This window comes from Bacillus sp. NSP9.1, assembly GCF_000465465.2.
Lineage (GTDB): Bacteria > Bacillota > Bacilli > Bacillales > Bacillaceae > Bacillus > Bacillus sonorensis_A.
Genome location: NZ_CP048273.1, coordinates 1,573,591 through 1,588,857 on the forward strand (window position 1 = coordinate 1,573,591; position 15,267 = coordinate 1,588,857).

Here is a 15,267-nt window from a genome sequence, read left to right on the forward strand (position 1 = left end):
TTCTTTTGCGCCTTTTTTATCATAAAATAGAAATTAAAGATTGTTCAGGGATAAGGTTAAGAAGTGGACGTAATGGGTAAAGTGTAGTAAAGTACAATTAATTGGGAGCTTAGTTATCCCTTCACCATCATACAAAGAAGGGAAGGTTGGCAAATGGAAATCGAAAGAATAAACGAACATACGGTTAAGTTTTATATTTCCTACGGTGATATAGAAGACCGGGGGTTTGACAGGGAAGAAATCTGGTACAATCGTGAACGCAGTGAAGAGCTGTTTTGGGAAATGATGGACGAAGTGCACGAAGAAGAAGAGTTTGCCGTTGAAGGCCCCCTTTGGATTCAAGTGCAGGCCCTTGATAAAGGGTTGGAAATCATTGTCACAAGAGCTCAGCTTTCCAAAGACGGACAAAAGCTAGAACTGCCGATTCCTGAAGATAAAAAGCAAGATGCAGCAGAAGAAAGCCTCGATGCATTGCTGGAAGATTTTCAAAAGGAAGAGGATGCCGAAGAGCAGAAGCTGCAATTCGTATTAAAATTTGCTGATTTTGAGGATGTCATCTCATTGTCAAAAATGACCGTCGTCGGCTGCCAAACGACATTGTATTCTCATGAAAACCGCTATTATTTATTCGTGGATTTCAATGAACTGCCTGATGAAGAGGTTGAAAATCAGCTCAGCATTTTGCTGGAATACGCCTCAGAATCAAAAATGACGATTCACATGCTGGAGGAGTATGGAAAACTGATCGCAGCAAATCATGCTCTTCATACAATAAAAAAGCACTTTGCATAAAAAAGCCGGTTTCTTTTGAAGCCGGCTTTAATTTTCTCCGTTCCTTTACACAGTCAGCAACGATGGGAACAAAAAAGATCATGATAAGCTTAAGTTCCCGCAACTTCACTCCTCCCATTCTCCATCATTCAAACGGCTTCACACTTTCCAATCATTTCGGCCCAAACCGAATAGGTCAATATCATCTATACACTTCCCGCTTCATTGATTAAGATGGATGAGGTATCATGACAAATTTTGGAATGTGAGAACGATTTGAAGCGAAGATGTTTAAAATGGATTATGGCTGTCTTTATTGGTTTAACATGTTTTTGTGCCGCTTTTTCTCAAACAGCCATGGCAGCCGTATATTTTTCTCGGACCAACGGGCAAAAACAATTTGAATCAGGCCTATAAAAAGTATTTTGATGAGAAAGGCGGATCGCTGTTTCATTATATGAAGGACGGTTCAGCTTATATCACTTCGATGACGGACGATAACCTGGGCAATGGTTACTACAGTGTCAAAACAGAGGGTATGAGCTACGGGATGATGATGACGCTGCAAATGAATGATGAGTATAAGTTCCAAAGGCTATGGGATTTCGTCCGCAAATATATGCGCCATTCCGAGAAAAATGACAGTTTGTACGGCTACCATCGCTGGCATATGAAAACGAACAGCTCAGACGTGCAAACCATTGATCAGAATGTTGCATCTGACGGTGAAGTCTGGTTTGCGGCAGCGCTTCTTATGGCGTCTGACCGCTGGGGTGATAAAGAGTACCCGTATGATTACAAAGCGCGGGCCCAAGACCTGCTTGACGCTTTGGCCGGTGCTGGCGAATACGCCAACGCTGGCAAGGAATCGAGAGTTTTTATTAAAAACAGCAAGGAGATGGTTCGATTCGGCCCTTATGTCAATTGGACGGATCCTTCCTACCACGTTCCTGCTTTTTTCGAGTTATTCGCTAAAAGCGCCAGAAGCAGCCAGCAGTATTTTTGGAAAGAGGCAGCAAACAAATCTCGAACATACTTGTCAGAAACGACGTTTAAAAGTGTTTTAAATAACGGATCATCCGTCACCAATGCCGCCACAGGGCTCTTTCCTGATGAAGCCGGCTTCGACGGTGTAAGCGATGCGGCACATTCCTCAACGGAAACAGACCGAAATTTCAGCTATGATGCTTGGCGGACGGTGTCCCACATCGCGATGGATTATACACTTTGGTCCTCGGCAGATAACGCATATCGCGCCAGCGAGCAAAAAGCGGTTAACAAGTTCTTGACGTTTATGAAACGGGAAAACTTCGGGAGAACGGCCCATGAATATACGCTGAATGGGACGGCCGTTAAAAGAGGAAGTCCGGTGGGGCTGATCGCCGCCAATGCAGGCGGAGCGACTGCAGCAAGCGATGCCTCATTAAGGACAGGGTTTGCCAATGTGTTTAACAGCGCCTATATTCCTGACGATTATTACGGATCCTGCCTGTACATGCTGAACAGCCTGGTAGCAAACGGCAAATTTACGATGTATCTTCCTTAAAGAATGTGTGTGTAATATCAAATTGAAAGACTGACCCTTCTCTGCGGAGAAGGGTTTATTAATTAGCAGAAGTTGATCCCGCCGTTGTGAGCCTATCCTACCCTTTAATGGAGGTAAATTGCCTGCAATCTATATTTGGGGAAGGTTTTTTGTGAACATTATGAACAAAAAGAATTTTATGCAGTTAAACTGTGCACGAAAAGATAAGGAAGCTATAATGAAAGCGATTACAATAAAGGGGGAACACAAATGTCAAAAAGGGGTCAACTTTGCGGCTTGACGATTTTGCTCGTGTTTGCGCTCATTTTGGGAGGATGCGGCGGAAACGCAGCTTCAAACAATAAAGCCGGGGAAGAAAAAGATTTTAAACCTTCAAAACCGATTGAGGTTGTTGCGCCCGCCGGAGCCGGCGGGGGATGGGATACAACGGCCAGAACTGTGGCAAAAATCATGGGTGAAGAACAATTGATTGACAAGATGGCTGTCGTCAACAAACCGGGCGGCGGGGGAGCGACAGGTTGGTCGTATGTCCACCGCAAAAAAGGCGACAATCATACGCTCTTTGTTACATCACCGCCGCTCTTGTTCGTCCCGTTAAACGGACAATCTCAATACGGCCATGAAGATTTCACACCGATCGCAAGCGTGATTGCCGATTACGGCGCGTTTGTCGTTCATAAAGATTCGCCATATCAATCTATGAAAGATCTGATTGAAGCACTGAAAAAAGATCCGAAGTCTGTTTCGATTGTCGGGACGTCATCACCGGGAAGCATGGACCATATGCAATTTGTCAGCGCCGTCCAAAAAGCGGGTGTTGATGCGAAGCAGCTCAAGTATATTACGGCGCAAGACGGCGCCGGCATGAGCATGCTGCTCGGCAAAAAAGCGGATGTCTACTCGACAGGGGTCGGTGAAGCCGCCGAACAAGCGAGAGCCGGAAAGGTCAGGGTGCTGGCCATCACCGCGCCGGAGCGAATGAAAGGGGAGACCGTCAAAGACTTTCCGACATTAAAAGAGCAGGGAATCGATGACGAATTCACCGTATGGAGAGGTTTTATGGGACCGCCCGGAATGAGTGAGGCAGCTGTCAAGTTTTATGAGAAGAAAATCAAAGAGATGATGGAAAAAGACAGCTGGAAATCGATTCGGGACAGCTACGGCTGGGAGGACAAATATATGGACCATAAGGAATTCAAAACATATCTTGATGCCCAACACAAAGCAATGAAAAGTTTGCTTGATGAGATCGGGCTTGGTGATGAAGCCAAATAAACACGATGTGATCGTTTCAGACGGCAAGCCGGGCGAAGCTTCGCCGGCTTGTCAGAAATCGAGAAAGGCTGGTGTAGACCAATGAGGATCACAAACCGGGGCGTATCTGTCGTGGTTTTGGCTGTAGCCGCCGTCTATTTGGCGCTCAGCTTTAATTTGGAGAGTTATCCGTACGCCGTCATTGACGCGGACGTGCTGCCGAAAAGCCTCGGCGTAGTGCTTGTCATACTCGGGATCTGTTTGTTTTTTGAAAAGGACAAGAAAGACACGGAAGCAAAAAAGCTGTTTCAATTAAAGAAGCAGGATGTAAAGGTGATGGTCTTTTGCGTCGCTTCTCTCATCATTTATATTACGGTGCTGGAGATCATTGGATTTTTATTGTCAACCGTTTTGCTGCTGATCGTCCTGCCGGCGGTATTGGGCTATCGCAAATGGAAAACTGCCGCCGCCGTTTCGCTCATTTTCAGCAGCGCCATTTATGTTTCATTTCATTATTTGCTGAACATTATGCTACCGCAGGGGGTTATGCCTTTTTAATAAACGAGTAGGGAGGGAAGTGCATGTTAGAAAGTATTTTATACGGATTCCAGGTGGCTTTGACCCCGCAAAATATCATGTTTGCATTTTTAGGCGTATTGATCGGGACAGTGATCGGCATGCTTCCTGGGCTTGGACCGATCACTGCAATTGCCATCATGATTCCGTTAAGTTATGGGATGGATCCCGCCTCCGCTTTGATTTTGATGGCCGGTGTCTATTATGGCGCGGTGTTTGGCGGCTCGACATCCTCCATTCTCTTAAATGCACCCGGTGTGGCCGGAACCGTTGCCACATCGTTTGACGGATATCCGATGGCGAAGCAGGGGAAAGCAGGAAAGGCGCTGGCCGTAGCTGCCATTTGTTCGTTTGCCGGCGGTACGATTACCGTCGTTGCCCTGATGCTTGTCGCTCCGGCGATGGCCAATGTCGCCGTTACATTTGGACCGACCGAATATTTCGCCCTGATGCTCCTGGGATTGGTGGCGATCTCCAGCCTGTCGGAAGGATCGACCGTCAAAGCGTTAATTTCGGCAACATTAGGCTTTATGACCGCCACGATCGGAATTGATCCGCAAACGGGAACAGAGCGGTTTACCTTCGGTGCAGCAAGCCTTCTGGAAGGAATCGATTTTTTGATCGTCGCCCTTGGACTGTTTGCCTTGGCTGAAGTCGCCTTTTTAATTAAAACGCGAAACAAGCCGATGACAAACGAAGCCTCACAAGTCGGCAGCCTGAAGGTGACAAAAAGCGAAATGAAAGAGATTTCCGGGCCGATTGCACGGCATTCAGTGATCGGATTCCTGCTTGGCGTCCTGCCGGGTGCAGGAGCAACGATCGCCTCATTTATTTCGTATATTACAGAAAAGCGTATCTCGAAAAATCCTGAATCATTCGGCAAAGGCAATATTAAAGGGATTGCCGCGCCGGAAACATCTAATAACGCGGCAACGAGCGGAGCGTTTGTCCCGCTGTTGACACTCGGAATTCCCGGATCAGGAACAACCGCCGTTTTGCTCGGTGCGCTTCTCGTCGTCGGTGTTCAGCCGGGGCCGCTTATGCTGACTGATCATCCTGACGTTTTTTGGGGCGTGATCGCCAGCATGTACATCGGCAATTTGTTTTTGCTGATTTTGAACTTGCCGCTCATTCCTTTTTTGGCAAAAATTTTACTGATTCCCAAGCAGCTCTTGATTTCGCTCATTTTTGTCTTCTGTTTGATCGGTGTTTATGCTGTGACCTTTAATATTGTCCATCTCTATATTTTGGTCTTCTTCGGCATCCTCGGCTATTTGATGCGGGTTCTTTCCTTTCCGGCAGCTCCGTTTATTTTGGCCTTTATTTTAGGGAGTATGATGGAAGAGTCGTTCAGACAGGCAATGACACTCTCTTCCGGGAGACTGTCCATCTTTTTCGAAAGCCCTGTCACAGTCGGTCTATTGATTGTGGCACTCCTGTCTCTGATCGTGCCGCCGATTTCCCGGGCAATGAGAAACCGGCAAAACAAATCGATCGATGTCGAAGGGTAAAAAAATTTGATGGTCCGGAACGCTACGCTTCCGGACTTTCATTTGCTTTAACAGGCTTGTATCTGCGTTCAGGGCGTCCGACAGTTCCGTAGTAAAGTTCTGTTTTGACATGCTTTTCAGATGCTAAAAATTCCAAATAGCGCCTTGCGGTCGTTCTGCTGATACCAATTGTCCGGCCGAGATTTTCAGCCGTGACACCGTCGGCATTGTCGCTGCTCTGCAACACATCGGCGACTTTTTTTAATGTCAGTCCATCAATGCCCTTCGGGTAGGTATCTTCCGCTGTCCGCTTTTCTTTCATCATGCTCTTTCTTTTCGCCATCAATGTGTCGACATCCGTCTGGTCAATCGATGACAGCGTATTCACTTTCAATCGGTATGAACGGTAGTTTAAAAGCGTTTCTTTCAATCTGGAAAACATGATCGGCTTAATCAAATAATCAACCGCACCGGCGCGGATCGCCTGTTCAACATATTCCACTTCCTTGGCCGCTGTAATCATCATGACATCGGTGCGTCTCAGCTTCTGTCTGATCAGCCATAAAAGCTCCATCCCGGAGCCATCCGGCAAAAAAATATCGAGCAGGACAAGGTCGGGTTTTACGACCGGAAGCAAATCTTTGGCGTCTTGAAAATTTTCGGCGATGCCGACGACGGAAAACCCTTCAATTTTGCTGATCAGCTTTTGATGAATATCAGCGTTTTTGATATCATCTTCAACAATAAAAACTTGCAGTGCTTTCATCTTTCTACCCCCAGCACTTCTCTTTTTTTTGGAATCACGACAGTAAACAATGCTCCGCCAAGCTCGCTTTTGCCCGCTTTAATTTCTCCGTTTAATGCATTGACAGCTTCCTTTACTAAAAAGAGCCCGAGACCGCGGTGAGTTGCAGATTTTGTCGAATAAAATTTTTGAAAAATCCGCTCTGTGTCTGCATCGGGAATTCCGTCTCCCGAATCTTCGACTTCGATCAGGATATGATCCCCTCCATCAGATAAAAACACGAGGATATTCCGCTCTTTCTTTTGAGAGACGGCGTCAAATGCGTTCTCAATGAGATTCCCCAGGATCGTAATGAATTTACCCTGATCCATGTCCGGCGGCAATGCGTCTATTTTTGAGCTCTCATCGATTTCCAAGTTGATGTGGAGCTCTTTGGCGCGATTGATTTTACCGAGTAAGAGACCTGAAAGAAGCGGGTCAGGTATGGAATGAATCAAAAAGTGCAGCATATCCTGATGGCTTTTGTTTTCTTTTTGGATTAATTCAAGCGCTTCAGTATAGCTTTCAAGCTGGATCAGGCCGGCGATCGTATTGAGCTTGTTTGAATATTCGTGGGTCTGCGCTCTCAGCCCTTCCGCGTATTGCGATGTCTGCGCCAGTTTTTTCGAAAGTTCGTCGATATCCGTCTTTCTCCTGAAGCTCGCAACAGCGCCGCGGATGCTTTCCTTTTCAAAAATCGGGACCCTGTTGACGATCAGCTCTTCGTTTCCGATCGTTAATTCCTGGTCTTTTTGGGCTTTTTTCGTTTTCAAGACTTCCGGAAGGAGCGTGTCCGGCAGAAGCTCGGCAATCGGCCTGCCCAGCCATTGGTCTTCACTTTCTGCGCCGAGCAGTTCACAGGCTTTTTTATTCAAAAGGGTGATTTCTTCATGTTTGTTGATGGCGATCAATGCTTCGTGCACAGATTCGGTAATCGCTTGTTTTTCCGTATATAATTGATTAATTTCATATGGTTCAAGGCCGAAAATCGATTTTTTTACATTGCGGGAAATATAGACGGCTCCCGAAACCCCCATCAGCACAACAAATCCCAATAAAAATATGAGTTTCGTCTGATATTGATAAACGATATCCTGGATGTTTTCTTTTAAAAAACCGACCGAGATGATGCCGACGATTTCTCCATTTTCCGTGCGGATCGGCGCTTTTCCCCTGACGGCTGCTCCGAGTGTGCCGACGGCTTCGGAAACGTATGATTCGCCTTTTTTAAGGGCTCGTTGATTGTCCCCGCCGACCATCCGCTTGCCGATTTTTTCCGGATCGGGATGAGCATAGCGGATCGAATCGACCGAGCCGATGACCACATATTGGGCACCGGACTGTTTTCTCGCTTTTTCTGCAATCGGCTGCAGCGTCTCTGAAGGATCGGGCGTTTCAAAGGCTTCCCGTACGGATGGCATTTGGGAGAGCGTTTTCGCCATATCGAGCGCTCTGGCCTCAATTTGCGTTTTTAAAGAATTTTCTAAAATCAATAGATAAAGTCCGCTCATGACAGAAAGCAAGATGAACAGCAATGATAGAATGAGCAATGTCAGTTTTGTGGTCAGTTTCTTTTTTATATCAAAAACTCCTTTTCCCATCTATTTCGTGCTCTATAATACTACTTTATATAAAATCAGCTTAAATTTGAAGCGTTTTCAGAAAAAGGGGAGACCGTACATCTGTTGAATACTAAATAAAGAAAGGAGAGAGAAGAAGTGTTCAGCGCACAAAACAATGAAGGGCGGCTGATTTGTCTTGCCGACGGATACAGCGCAGATGAACTCAACCGCTTGAGAAAAAAACACGCTTTTTATTGTCCGGTCTGCCATCATGAGCTCGATCTCAAAATCGGCGTTCAAAAGGTGCATCACTTTGCCCATAAGCCGGATTCAACATGTCCTGTTTCACATGAGCCGGAAAGCCTCTATCATCTGCAAGGGAAAAGGCTCCTGTACAAATGGTTCAGTCGGCAAGGGCTCAATCCGGTGCTGGAACCTTATTTGGATCAGATCAGACAGAGGCCGGATTTGCTTGTAAGCTCTGCGGACAGCCGGTTAGCCGTTGAGTTTCAATGTGCGAATCTCAGCAAGGCGGAGCATCGAAAAAGGACGGACGGCTTCCTGAAACTCGGGATTGAGCCGCTCTGGATCATCGGTGCAAACCGCGTGAAGCGCTTGACGGGCAGTTTTTTTCAGCTTTCACATTTTCATTGGCAGTTCAGCGGGACCGGCAGAAAGCTCCCGAGGCTTTTGTTTTTTTGCCCCGATCAAAAGGCTTTTCTTGTCCTTGAGCATTTAATCCCGTTTTTGAAAAACAAAATATCCGCAACGGTAAGGTTTCTCCCTCTCAAGCAAACAACGATCGGTGATTTGCGTTCCGCTGTCAGGCCTTCCCCTTATCAGCTTCATTCCTGGAAGAGGAATCTCCTCAAATTTCGCACGACATCCCGGCGCTTTTTATCAAAAGATGAAAAAGACATAGCTGCATTGTTTTACGAAAAATTTCGCGTTCCGCTTCCTTTTTTTCCGTCTGAAGTTTTTCTTCCCTTATCAAAGGGCTATATATTTGCCCATCCGGTTTATGTATGGCAAGGCCACCTTTATCTGCATCTTGTGAAGCAGTCTTCCTTCCGCCTGAATTCAGCCGTTTCTTTCATGAACAAACTCATTTCAAGCGGCAAACTGAAGTTGAGGTGGAACGGACGGGAGACGGCGTCAGGAGCCGTGAGTGAATACATTTGTCTCCTTTGTGAAAAAGGATTTTTAAAGAAAGAGAAAGAAGTTTATTATCCCGCCTGTTTGCCTGTTGCAAAAACACGGCTTTCGGAGCTTTTCAAGAGTGACGAATGGTATTTTTCCGAATGACAACCATGCCTTTCGTTCAATCTAAGGAAAGGAAGGTGGTGTCTTTAGCCTGTTTCAGATCAAAAGATATGTATTTTGTTGTTTAGTCGCGGTGTCAAGCATGATTTTTTTGGCAAATGATTTGACAAAAGACGGTGAAAAAACAGAAGATAAACACAATACAAGTTTATTGCGCAACAATGGACTTGGAGTAAAGAAAGCGAGGGGAATTACAGTGGCTGAAGAAAAACAAGCGAAGAAACTGCCTCAAAGAGATGAGGTAAAGCAAGAAGACACGTGGAGACTCGAGGACATCTTCCCGACCGATGACGCTTGGAATGAGGAATTTCAAGCGGTGAAAGAGCTGCTGCCTAAGCTCTCCGAATTCAAGGGCAAGCTCGGCCATTCAGCCGATGATCTGTATGAAGCGCTGACGTTTCAGGATCAGGTGATGGAAAGGCTCGGCAAGCTGTATACTTACGCACATATGCGCTATGATCAAGATACGGGAAATTCGTTTTATCAAGGCCTTAATGATAAAGCGGGCAACCTTTATACACAGGCGGCCAGCGCCACAGCCTATATGGTGCCGGAAATTCTGTCGATTCAAGAGGAAAAGCTGCAGCAGTTCCTTTTAGAAAAAGAGGAATTAAAGCTTTATTCCCATGCGCTCGAAGAAATTAACAAAGAGCGCCCGCATGTGCTGAGTGAGAAGGAAGAAGGGCTTTTGGCCGAGGTTTCAGATGTCCTCTCTTCACCGTCAAATACATTCGGAATGCTGAACAACGCCGATATGGAATTCCCGGAGATTACGGATGAAAACGGGGAAAAACAGCAGCTGACACACGGTAATTATATTACCTTTTTAGAGAGTGACAACCGTGATGTCCGACGCGCTGCCTTCAAGGCGGTGTACGAGACGTACGGACGCTTTAAAAACACGCTTGCTTCAACGCTCAGCGGAGCGGTGAAAAAAGACAATTTTTATGCGAAAGTTAAACATTATAAATCGGCGAGGGAAGCGGCGCTGTCGCGCAACAGCATCCCGGAGGAAGTCTATGATAACCTTGTCGAAACGATCAATAAACATCTCTCTCTCCTGCATCGATACGTCGAGCTCAGAAAAAAAGTGCTTGAACTTGATGAGGTGCACATGTATGACCTGTATACTCCGCTTGTGAAAGATGCCGGTATGAAGGTCACATATGAACAGGCAAAAGATTATATGCTGAAGGGTCTCGCACCTTTGGGAGAAGACTATACATCGATTCTGAAAGAAGGCTTAAACAACCGCTGGGTCGATGTGTATGAAAATAAAGGGAAGCGAAGCGGCGCCTATTCTTCCGGAACATATGGAACCAATCCGTATATTTTGCTGAACTGGCACGACAACGTCAACAACCTCTTTACACTCGTTCATGAATTCGGCCATTCAGTGCACAGCTATTATACGAGAAAATATCAGCCGTATCCGTACGGCAACTACAGCATTTTCGTGGCTGAAGTGGCTTCAACGACAAATGAAGCCCTTTTGGGAGAATATTTGTTGAATACACTTGAGGATGAGAAGCAGCGGCTTTATATTTTAAACCACATGCTTGAAGGATTTAAAGGAACGGTGTTCAGACAGACGATGTTTGCCGAATTTGAGCATGAGATCCATGTCAGGGCCCAGGAAGGGGAGCCGCTGACTCCTGAGCTGTTGACGAGCATCTATTATGATTTGAACAAAAAGTACTTTGGAGATCATATTGAGCTCGACAAGGAAATCGGTCTTGAATGGTCAAGAATTCCGCATTTCTATTACAATTACTATGTATACCAATATGCGACAGGCTTCAGTGCAGCCCAGGCTTTAAGCCAGCAAATATTAAAAGAGGGCAAACCAGCAGTTGACCGCTATATCGAATTTTTAAAAGCGGGCAGCTCGGATTATCCGATTGAAGTGCTGAAAAAAGCGGGCGTTGATATGACGTCGTCACAACCGATTGAAGCCGCATGCAAAACGTTTGAAAAACAGCTCGATGAAATGGAAGAGCTGCTGCTTAAGCTTAATCCATAATATGAAAGCCTGCCGGTGCTGCCTTTTGCCGGCGGCTTTTTCGCGTTAAAATCCTTTAAATGTTTTTCTGTGGTTGAAGCGGCTGATCGTAAAAAGGATGGATACAAACAGCAGGGGGGATGTGATATAAAGCGGAAGCATCTGCATCAAGCCTAAAATATTTAATATAAAAAAAACCAATATTGATGCAAGTCCCAAAACAATTTGCAGCATAAAAACCCTCCTATGGACTGATAAAATGTTAAAATCAAAAAAAGCGTAAAGGCGGAGCGGAAAATCTGTGAATCGCCGGGGCTTTAGGCTTCCTGCACCTTGTGAAGCACAGGCGTTTTCTTTCCTACTTTCATCATATGATGGACATCTATTTTTTATGTTTTGTGACAAAAATGTGAAAAGTAATAAAATCAGTTGTCAAAAGTCGACATGATTTGATATTATAATGATGTGAAATTGATCACAAACAAACATTTACCCCTTTGTTTGACCGTGAAAAATTTCTCCCATCCCCTTTGTTGTCGTTAAGACATAATAGAAACCGCGCTTATCCCGGCGCGGTTTCTTACTGTTTTTAAAAAGAACATATGTTTGGTATTTTAGAAAAAGAAAAACACGGGGAATCCCGTGTCATTTTTCACACTGATAGAGCGGCCCGGCATCGTCGTTTTCGTTTACATAGCGCCAAAACATGCCGTGTTTGGCTTCGACCCTTTCGACCTTTCGCGCGAAAGCAAGCTTTTTCATTTCGCGTTCGACCTCCTCAAGGGACCAATCATACACGACAGCAATTTCTTTGTCCGCCACAAATTGAAAGTATTCAACAAACAATTCGAGCGGCGGCGTCTGCGACGGCTTCGGTTCATCGTCGAGCATTTCAAACAGCACTTCTTCATATACATCATATGAATAATTTCCGGTTACTTTTAACCCCTCCGCTTCGCGGAGGCTGTTAAAATAGGTAAGCGTCGGAACGGATTCGACTTCCATTTCGGCAGCGATTTTCATATCGCATTGCAGGGCTTTAACAGCGCTTTGTGAATGAAGGTCTTTTTTAAATTCTTCCACATCAAGCCGTGTGTTTTCCGCAATGTGAAACAGCACTTCTTCATCGGTAATATCTTGCTGATTGAGAAACAAGTTTTCCTGCATGCTTCGCAAAAACTGAAGCCCGGCTTTTCTGCCTTGCAGCTCCGCGGCTTTGAGGGCAAGGGAGGCAAGGTATGGAGCGGAAAGCGCATTGTCATACCAAAGCGTACCGTCGCAGGACATTCCCGACCTGCAGGCGATTTTTTCCCAAGTCTCTGCGAGACGGTGTTTCTTTCGCTTTTGGACATTTAACGCCGTAATGCTGCAGGCGGTAATCATGCGCAATGTGAAAAAACGGCCGTAGCGGATCTTTAATTTTTTGATCACAGGCTCCAAAGCCCAGCATTCCGGAGATAGCGGATCGACAAACATATAAATTTCCATCGGCTTTTGCGGGTGTCCGTGGCAATGGGAGAAAAACTGGTCACGCTGATTAACCGTCAATGTGAACCATCCTCCATTTTAGGCTGGTTTACCATGTGTCTGGCTGTCAATGTCAGCCTTTCAAAAAGAAATTCCCTGATTTCGCCATTCAAACCGACATGATCCATTGCCTCTTTCATACAGGAAAGCCACGCATCCGCCCGTTCAGGTGTGATTGGAAACGGAAGGTGCCGAGCCCTCAGCATCGGGTGTCCGTGTTCTTCTGTGTAAAGCGGCGGGCCTCCCAAATATTGCGTTAAAAATTGCTTCTGTTTTCTCGCCGTTTCCGTCAAGTCATCCGGGAAAATCGGCGAGAGCAGCGGATGCCGTCCCACCCGCTCATAAAAAGTATCAACAAGTTGCGATAGAAGTTCTTCTCCAATCGCTTCATAAGGTGCGTTAAACGATTGTCCCATGTTGACTACTCCTTTTAAAATGGCTAATAGGAAAAAATAACGATTCCCATTGCAAAAAAATATTTATCTTGTGCATCATTTATTATTTCAAGATTGTATATACTTATTTTAGCAACCCCGTTCCATTTCTACAAATAAACCGACTTTTAGCCCGCGGAATGGAATCGCTTGTTTTGTATGAAATATCATATCATATTCGTTTATTAAATGTGTATTTTTTATACTTGGAGGATTCATTTGGAGGTTTTTTTTATGGGCGGCAAAAAGCCGGAAAGAAATCTTTCCGGCTCAGGCGTAGTAATTCGCGGTGATTTTTTTTACATAATTTTGCGTTTCTTTAAAAGGCGGAATCCCTCCGTACTTTTGAACGTTTCCAGGTCCGGCATTATACGCAGCCAAGGCGAGGTTGACATTCCCGCTGTATTTATCAAGCATCTGCTTTAGATATTTTGTCCCGCCTTCAATATTTTGAACGGGGTCAAAAGCATTGCTGACACCGAGCGATTTTGCCGTCGACGGCATGAGCTGCATCAGCCCCATGGCTCCGGACGGGCTGACCGCCTGCTGCCGGTAGCCAGACTCCTGTTTGACGACGGCGTGAATCAGCTTTTCATCCACACCGTATTTTTCAGCGGCTTGTTTGATGATCTCGTCAATTTTTTGATTTTGGTCGCCAAAAGAAACGGTTTTTTGAGCGGTGGATGATGCGGCGGCAACAGGCGCGGTTTTTTCCGCCGGAAGGGACCCGGATGCCGTCTGAACGGCTGGAAGTGTTCCCTGCGAGAGGCTGCCTGTATTCGCTAAATATTGATTTAAAATCGAGCTGAAGTCAAAATCCGTATCTTCGGAAGTGCTGCCTGACGTTTGATAAAACGAGCGAATCGCCTGAAGTTCCAGAAGGGCGGCTAGATTGATGTTCATTGTTTTTCCACCTTATTTATCCTTTCTCGTTTTTGCTCATAAAAACGGACGATTTTATTTTTGGTATGTCGCTCAGGGATGCCGAATGATTGTAAAAGTGCTTTGAAATCATGCTTTCCCTTTTCATAATCAGCGACTTCGAATTCCAGTTCGTAGTCCTCTACTGTTAAGTATCGGCTGCGATCCAAAACTATTAACCCCTGCGGCAGTTTTTTTTCGGCGCGGTCTGTTGCAAGCGTACCGAAGTATGCGAGGCTTCCTGGTGCAACACCGAGGCCCTTCAGACGGTCGGAGACGGGACCGTCCGGGATTTGAAATGATTCTGGGTCAGGCTTAAAGGACAGCTGCTGGTGGGTTTCCGTCAACCCGACGGGAGCGGGCTCTTTTAATGTCAGCACATGCCGGCCTTGTTTTTCGCGAATTCTCAGAGCCGCTCCTTTTTCTTTTAATGAAAAAGACGGCGTATCGAAATAATGGTTTTTTTGTGTGAAAAACTCTCCGGCAGAAAATTGATAATGTGATTTTATTTGTTCAAATTCTTTTTTTGTCAGCATATTTTTAAATTCTATTTCGAGTTCCTGACTCATTTTCTACTCCTCTCAATTGTTTGAAATGACATTTCTCTTATTATCTCGTGAGAGGGAACGTTTATCAATCTTGATTCTGATATGATAAAATGAAACTGTACTTTTTATGTAAAGGAGAACATTATGCAGAATAGAATTGAAATTGCTGAAGCGAATCTGCAAAATGACCGGCTCGTCCTGATAAGCGAGATCAATGACGGAGCGGAGCGAAAACCGGCCGGACGGATGCTGGCGGACTCCGATCATTTTGCATTTGTTTACATACTTGAACAAGGTGAATCTTTCCAATACGTCATTTTAAACGAGGCGATCTGGTCCGAACTTAAATCGGCTCTTGATAAAAAGCTTCCGGTGTTTTTAAAGATCGGAAACGAGAGCATGGAGCTTAGCGGGTTCCATGACGAGCTCGCGTATTTAATAGACAATATTAAAGGTAATGCAAATTATGGCGAAGAAATGGAAGAGAGAGTGAAAAAGGTATTCCTCTAGAAAAAAAGGCAAGGAAATT

At 45.4% G+C, this 15,267-nt stretch carries 15 protein-coding genes and 1 pseudogene; 9 read left to right on the forward strand and 7 right to left on the reverse strand.

Features of this window, described 5'->3' with window-relative positions:
- Positions 1-40 precede the first annotated feature (40 nt).
- From M654_RS08065 to M654_RS08090, 6 genes and pseudogenes are all read left to right on the forward strand, one after another.
- Positions 41-172: pseudogene (locus tag M654_RS08065) on the forward strand (hypothetical protein).
- A complete protein-coding gene (mecA, locus tag M654_RS08070) occupies positions 154-792 on the forward strand; it encodes an adaptor protein MecA (protein WP_026586409.1) in 639 nt (212 codons plus the stop codon). Before M654_RS08065 ends, mecA begins: the two are co-directional and overlap by 19 nt.
- Before the next feature lie 379 nt (positions 793-1,171).
- Positions 1,172-2,317, forward strand: coding sequence for a family 8 glycosyl hydrolase (locus M654_RS08075; protein ID WP_152520957.1), 1,146 nt, complete (start codon positions 1,172-1,174; stop codon positions 2,315-2,317).
- Positions 2,318-2,566: 249 nt separating this feature from the next.
- Positions 2,567-3,592 carry a tripartite tricarboxylate transporter substrate binding protein gene (locus M654_RS08080; RefSeq protein ID WP_026586411.1) on the forward strand — a complete coding sequence of 342 codons (1,026 nt, stop codon included), beginning with the start codon at positions 2,567-2,569 and terminating at the stop codon, positions 3,590-3,592.
- Positions 3,593-3,673: 81 nt separating this feature from the next.
- A complete protein-coding gene (locus M654_RS08085) occupies positions 3,674-4,129 on the forward strand; it encodes a tripartite tricarboxylate transporter TctB family protein (protein WP_026586412.1) in 456 nt (151 codons plus the stop codon).
- A 23-nt stretch (positions 4,130-4,152) separates the two neighbouring features.
- Positions 4,153-5,658, forward strand: coding sequence for a tripartite tricarboxylate transporter permease (locus M654_RS08090; RefSeq protein ID WP_026586413.1), 1,506 nt, complete (start codon positions 4,153-4,155; stop codon positions 5,656-5,658).
- Between the two features lie 22 nt (positions 5,659-5,680).
- Here the strand turns inward: M654_RS08090 and M654_RS08095 are convergent, their stop codons facing one another.
- Positions 5,681-6,403, reverse strand: coding sequence for a response regulator (locus M654_RS08095; protein WP_026586414.1), 723 nt, complete (start codon positions 6,401-6,403; stop codon positions 5,681-5,683).
- On the reverse strand, positions 6,400-8,022 hold the full coding sequence (locus M654_RS08100) for an ATP-binding protein (RefSeq protein WP_026586415.1): 1,623 nt from the start codon (positions 8,020-8,022) through the stop codon (positions 6,400-6,402). Before M654_RS08100 ends, M654_RS08095 begins: the two co-directional genes overlap by 4 nt.
- Positions 8,023-8,139: 117 nt before the next feature.
- Here M654_RS08100 and M654_RS08105 point away from each other — a divergent pair, with 117 nt between their 5' ends.
- The gene (locus tag M654_RS08105; RefSeq protein WP_026586416.1) at positions 8,140-9,288 is read left to right on the forward strand and encodes a competence protein CoiA family protein; all 1,149 of its coding nucleotides are present in this window, start codon (positions 8,140-8,142) and stop codon (positions 9,286-9,288) included.
- A 214-nt stretch (positions 9,289-9,502) separates the two neighbouring features.
- On the forward strand, positions 9,503-11,329 hold the full coding sequence (gene pepF / locus M654_RS08110) for an oligoendopeptidase F (protein ID WP_328700284.1): 1,827 nt from the start codon (positions 9,503-9,505) through the stop codon (positions 11,327-11,329).
- A 45-nt stretch (positions 11,330-11,374) separates the two neighbouring features.
- Here the strand turns inward: pepF and M654_RS23520 are convergent, their stop codons facing one another.
- The 5 genes from M654_RS23520 to M654_RS08130 form a co-directional block, all read right to left on the reverse strand.
- Positions 11,375-11,542, reverse strand: coding sequence for a hypothetical protein (locus tag M654_RS23520; RefSeq protein ID WP_026586418.1), 168 nt, complete (start codon positions 11,540-11,542; stop codon positions 11,375-11,377).
- Between the two features lie 411 nt (positions 11,543-11,953).
- Positions 11,954-12,856, reverse strand: a complete 903-nt coding sequence (gene spxH / locus M654_RS08115; protein WP_026586419.1) for a protease adaptor protein SpxH — start codon at positions 12,854-12,856, stop codon at positions 11,954-11,956.
- Complete coding sequence (locus M654_RS08120) at positions 12,853-13,251, reverse strand: globin domain-containing protein (RefSeq protein ID WP_026586420.1); 399 nt, start codon at positions 13,249-13,251, stop codon at positions 12,853-12,855. Before M654_RS08120 ends, spxH begins: the two co-directional genes overlap by 4 nt.
- A gap of 288 nt (positions 13,252-13,539) precedes the next feature.
- Positions 13,540-14,172 (reverse strand): lytic transglycosylase domain-containing protein, encoded by a 633-nt coding sequence (locus M654_RS08125; RefSeq protein WP_026586421.1) that lies wholly within the window; start codon positions 14,170-14,172, stop codon positions 13,540-13,542.
- A complete protein-coding gene (locus tag M654_RS08130; protein WP_026586422.1) occupies positions 14,169-14,759 on the reverse strand; it encodes a CYTH domain-containing protein in 591 nt (196 codons plus the stop codon). Before M654_RS08130 ends, M654_RS08125 begins: the two co-directional genes overlap by 4 nt.
- Positions 14,760-14,882: 123 nt before the next feature.
- On the opposite strand from M654_RS08130, the gene M654_RS08135 reads away from it, so the two are divergent.
- Positions 14,883-15,248 (forward strand): UPF0738 family protein, encoded by a 366-nt coding sequence (locus M654_RS08135; RefSeq protein WP_026586423.1) that lies wholly within the window; start codon positions 14,883-14,885, stop codon positions 15,246-15,248.
- Positions 15,249-15,267: the final 19 nt, after the last annotated feature.

Coding starts and splice junctions, on each gene's coding strand:
- M654_RS08100 (WP_026586415.1), bottom strand. CDS start 8,022: ATGGGAAAAGGAGTTTTTGATATAAAAAAGAAACTGACCACAAAACTG.
- M654_RS08090 (WP_026586413.1), top strand. CDS start 4,153: ATGTTAGAAAGTATTTTATACGGATTCCAGGTGGCTTTGACCCCGCAA.
- M654_RS08095 (WP_026586414.1), bottom strand. CDS start 6,403: ATGAAAGCACTGCAAGTTTTTATTGTTGAAGATGATATCAAAAACGCT.
- M654_RS08080 (WP_026586411.1), top strand. CDS start 2,567: ATGTCAAAAAGGGGTCAACTTTGCGGCTTGACGATTTTGCTCGTGTTT.
- M654_RS23520 (WP_026586418.1), bottom strand. CDS start 11,542: ATGCTGCAAATTGTTTTGGGACTTGCATCAATATTGGTTTTTTTTATA.
- M654_RS08120 (WP_026586420.1), bottom strand. CDS start 13,251: ATGGGACAATCGTTTAACGCACCTTATGAAGCGATTGGAGAAGAACTT.
- M654_RS08130 (WP_026586422.1), bottom strand. CDS start 14,759: ATGAGTCAGGAACTCGAAATAGAATTTAAAAATATGCTGACAAAAAAA.
- M654_RS08135 (WP_026586423.1), top strand. CDS start 14,883: ATGCAGAATAGAATTGAAATTGCTGAAGCGAATCTGCAAAATGACCGG.
- M654_RS08085 (WP_026586412.1), top strand. CDS start 3,674: ATGAGGATCACAAACCGGGGCGTATCTGTCGTGGTTTTGGCTGTAGCC.
- M654_RS08125 (WP_026586421.1), bottom strand. CDS start 14,172: ATGAACATCAATCTAGCCGCCCTTCTGGAACTTCAGGCGATTCGCTCG.
- mecA (WP_026586409.1), top strand. CDS start 154: ATGGAAATCGAAAGAATAAACGAACATACGGTTAAGTTTTATATTTCC.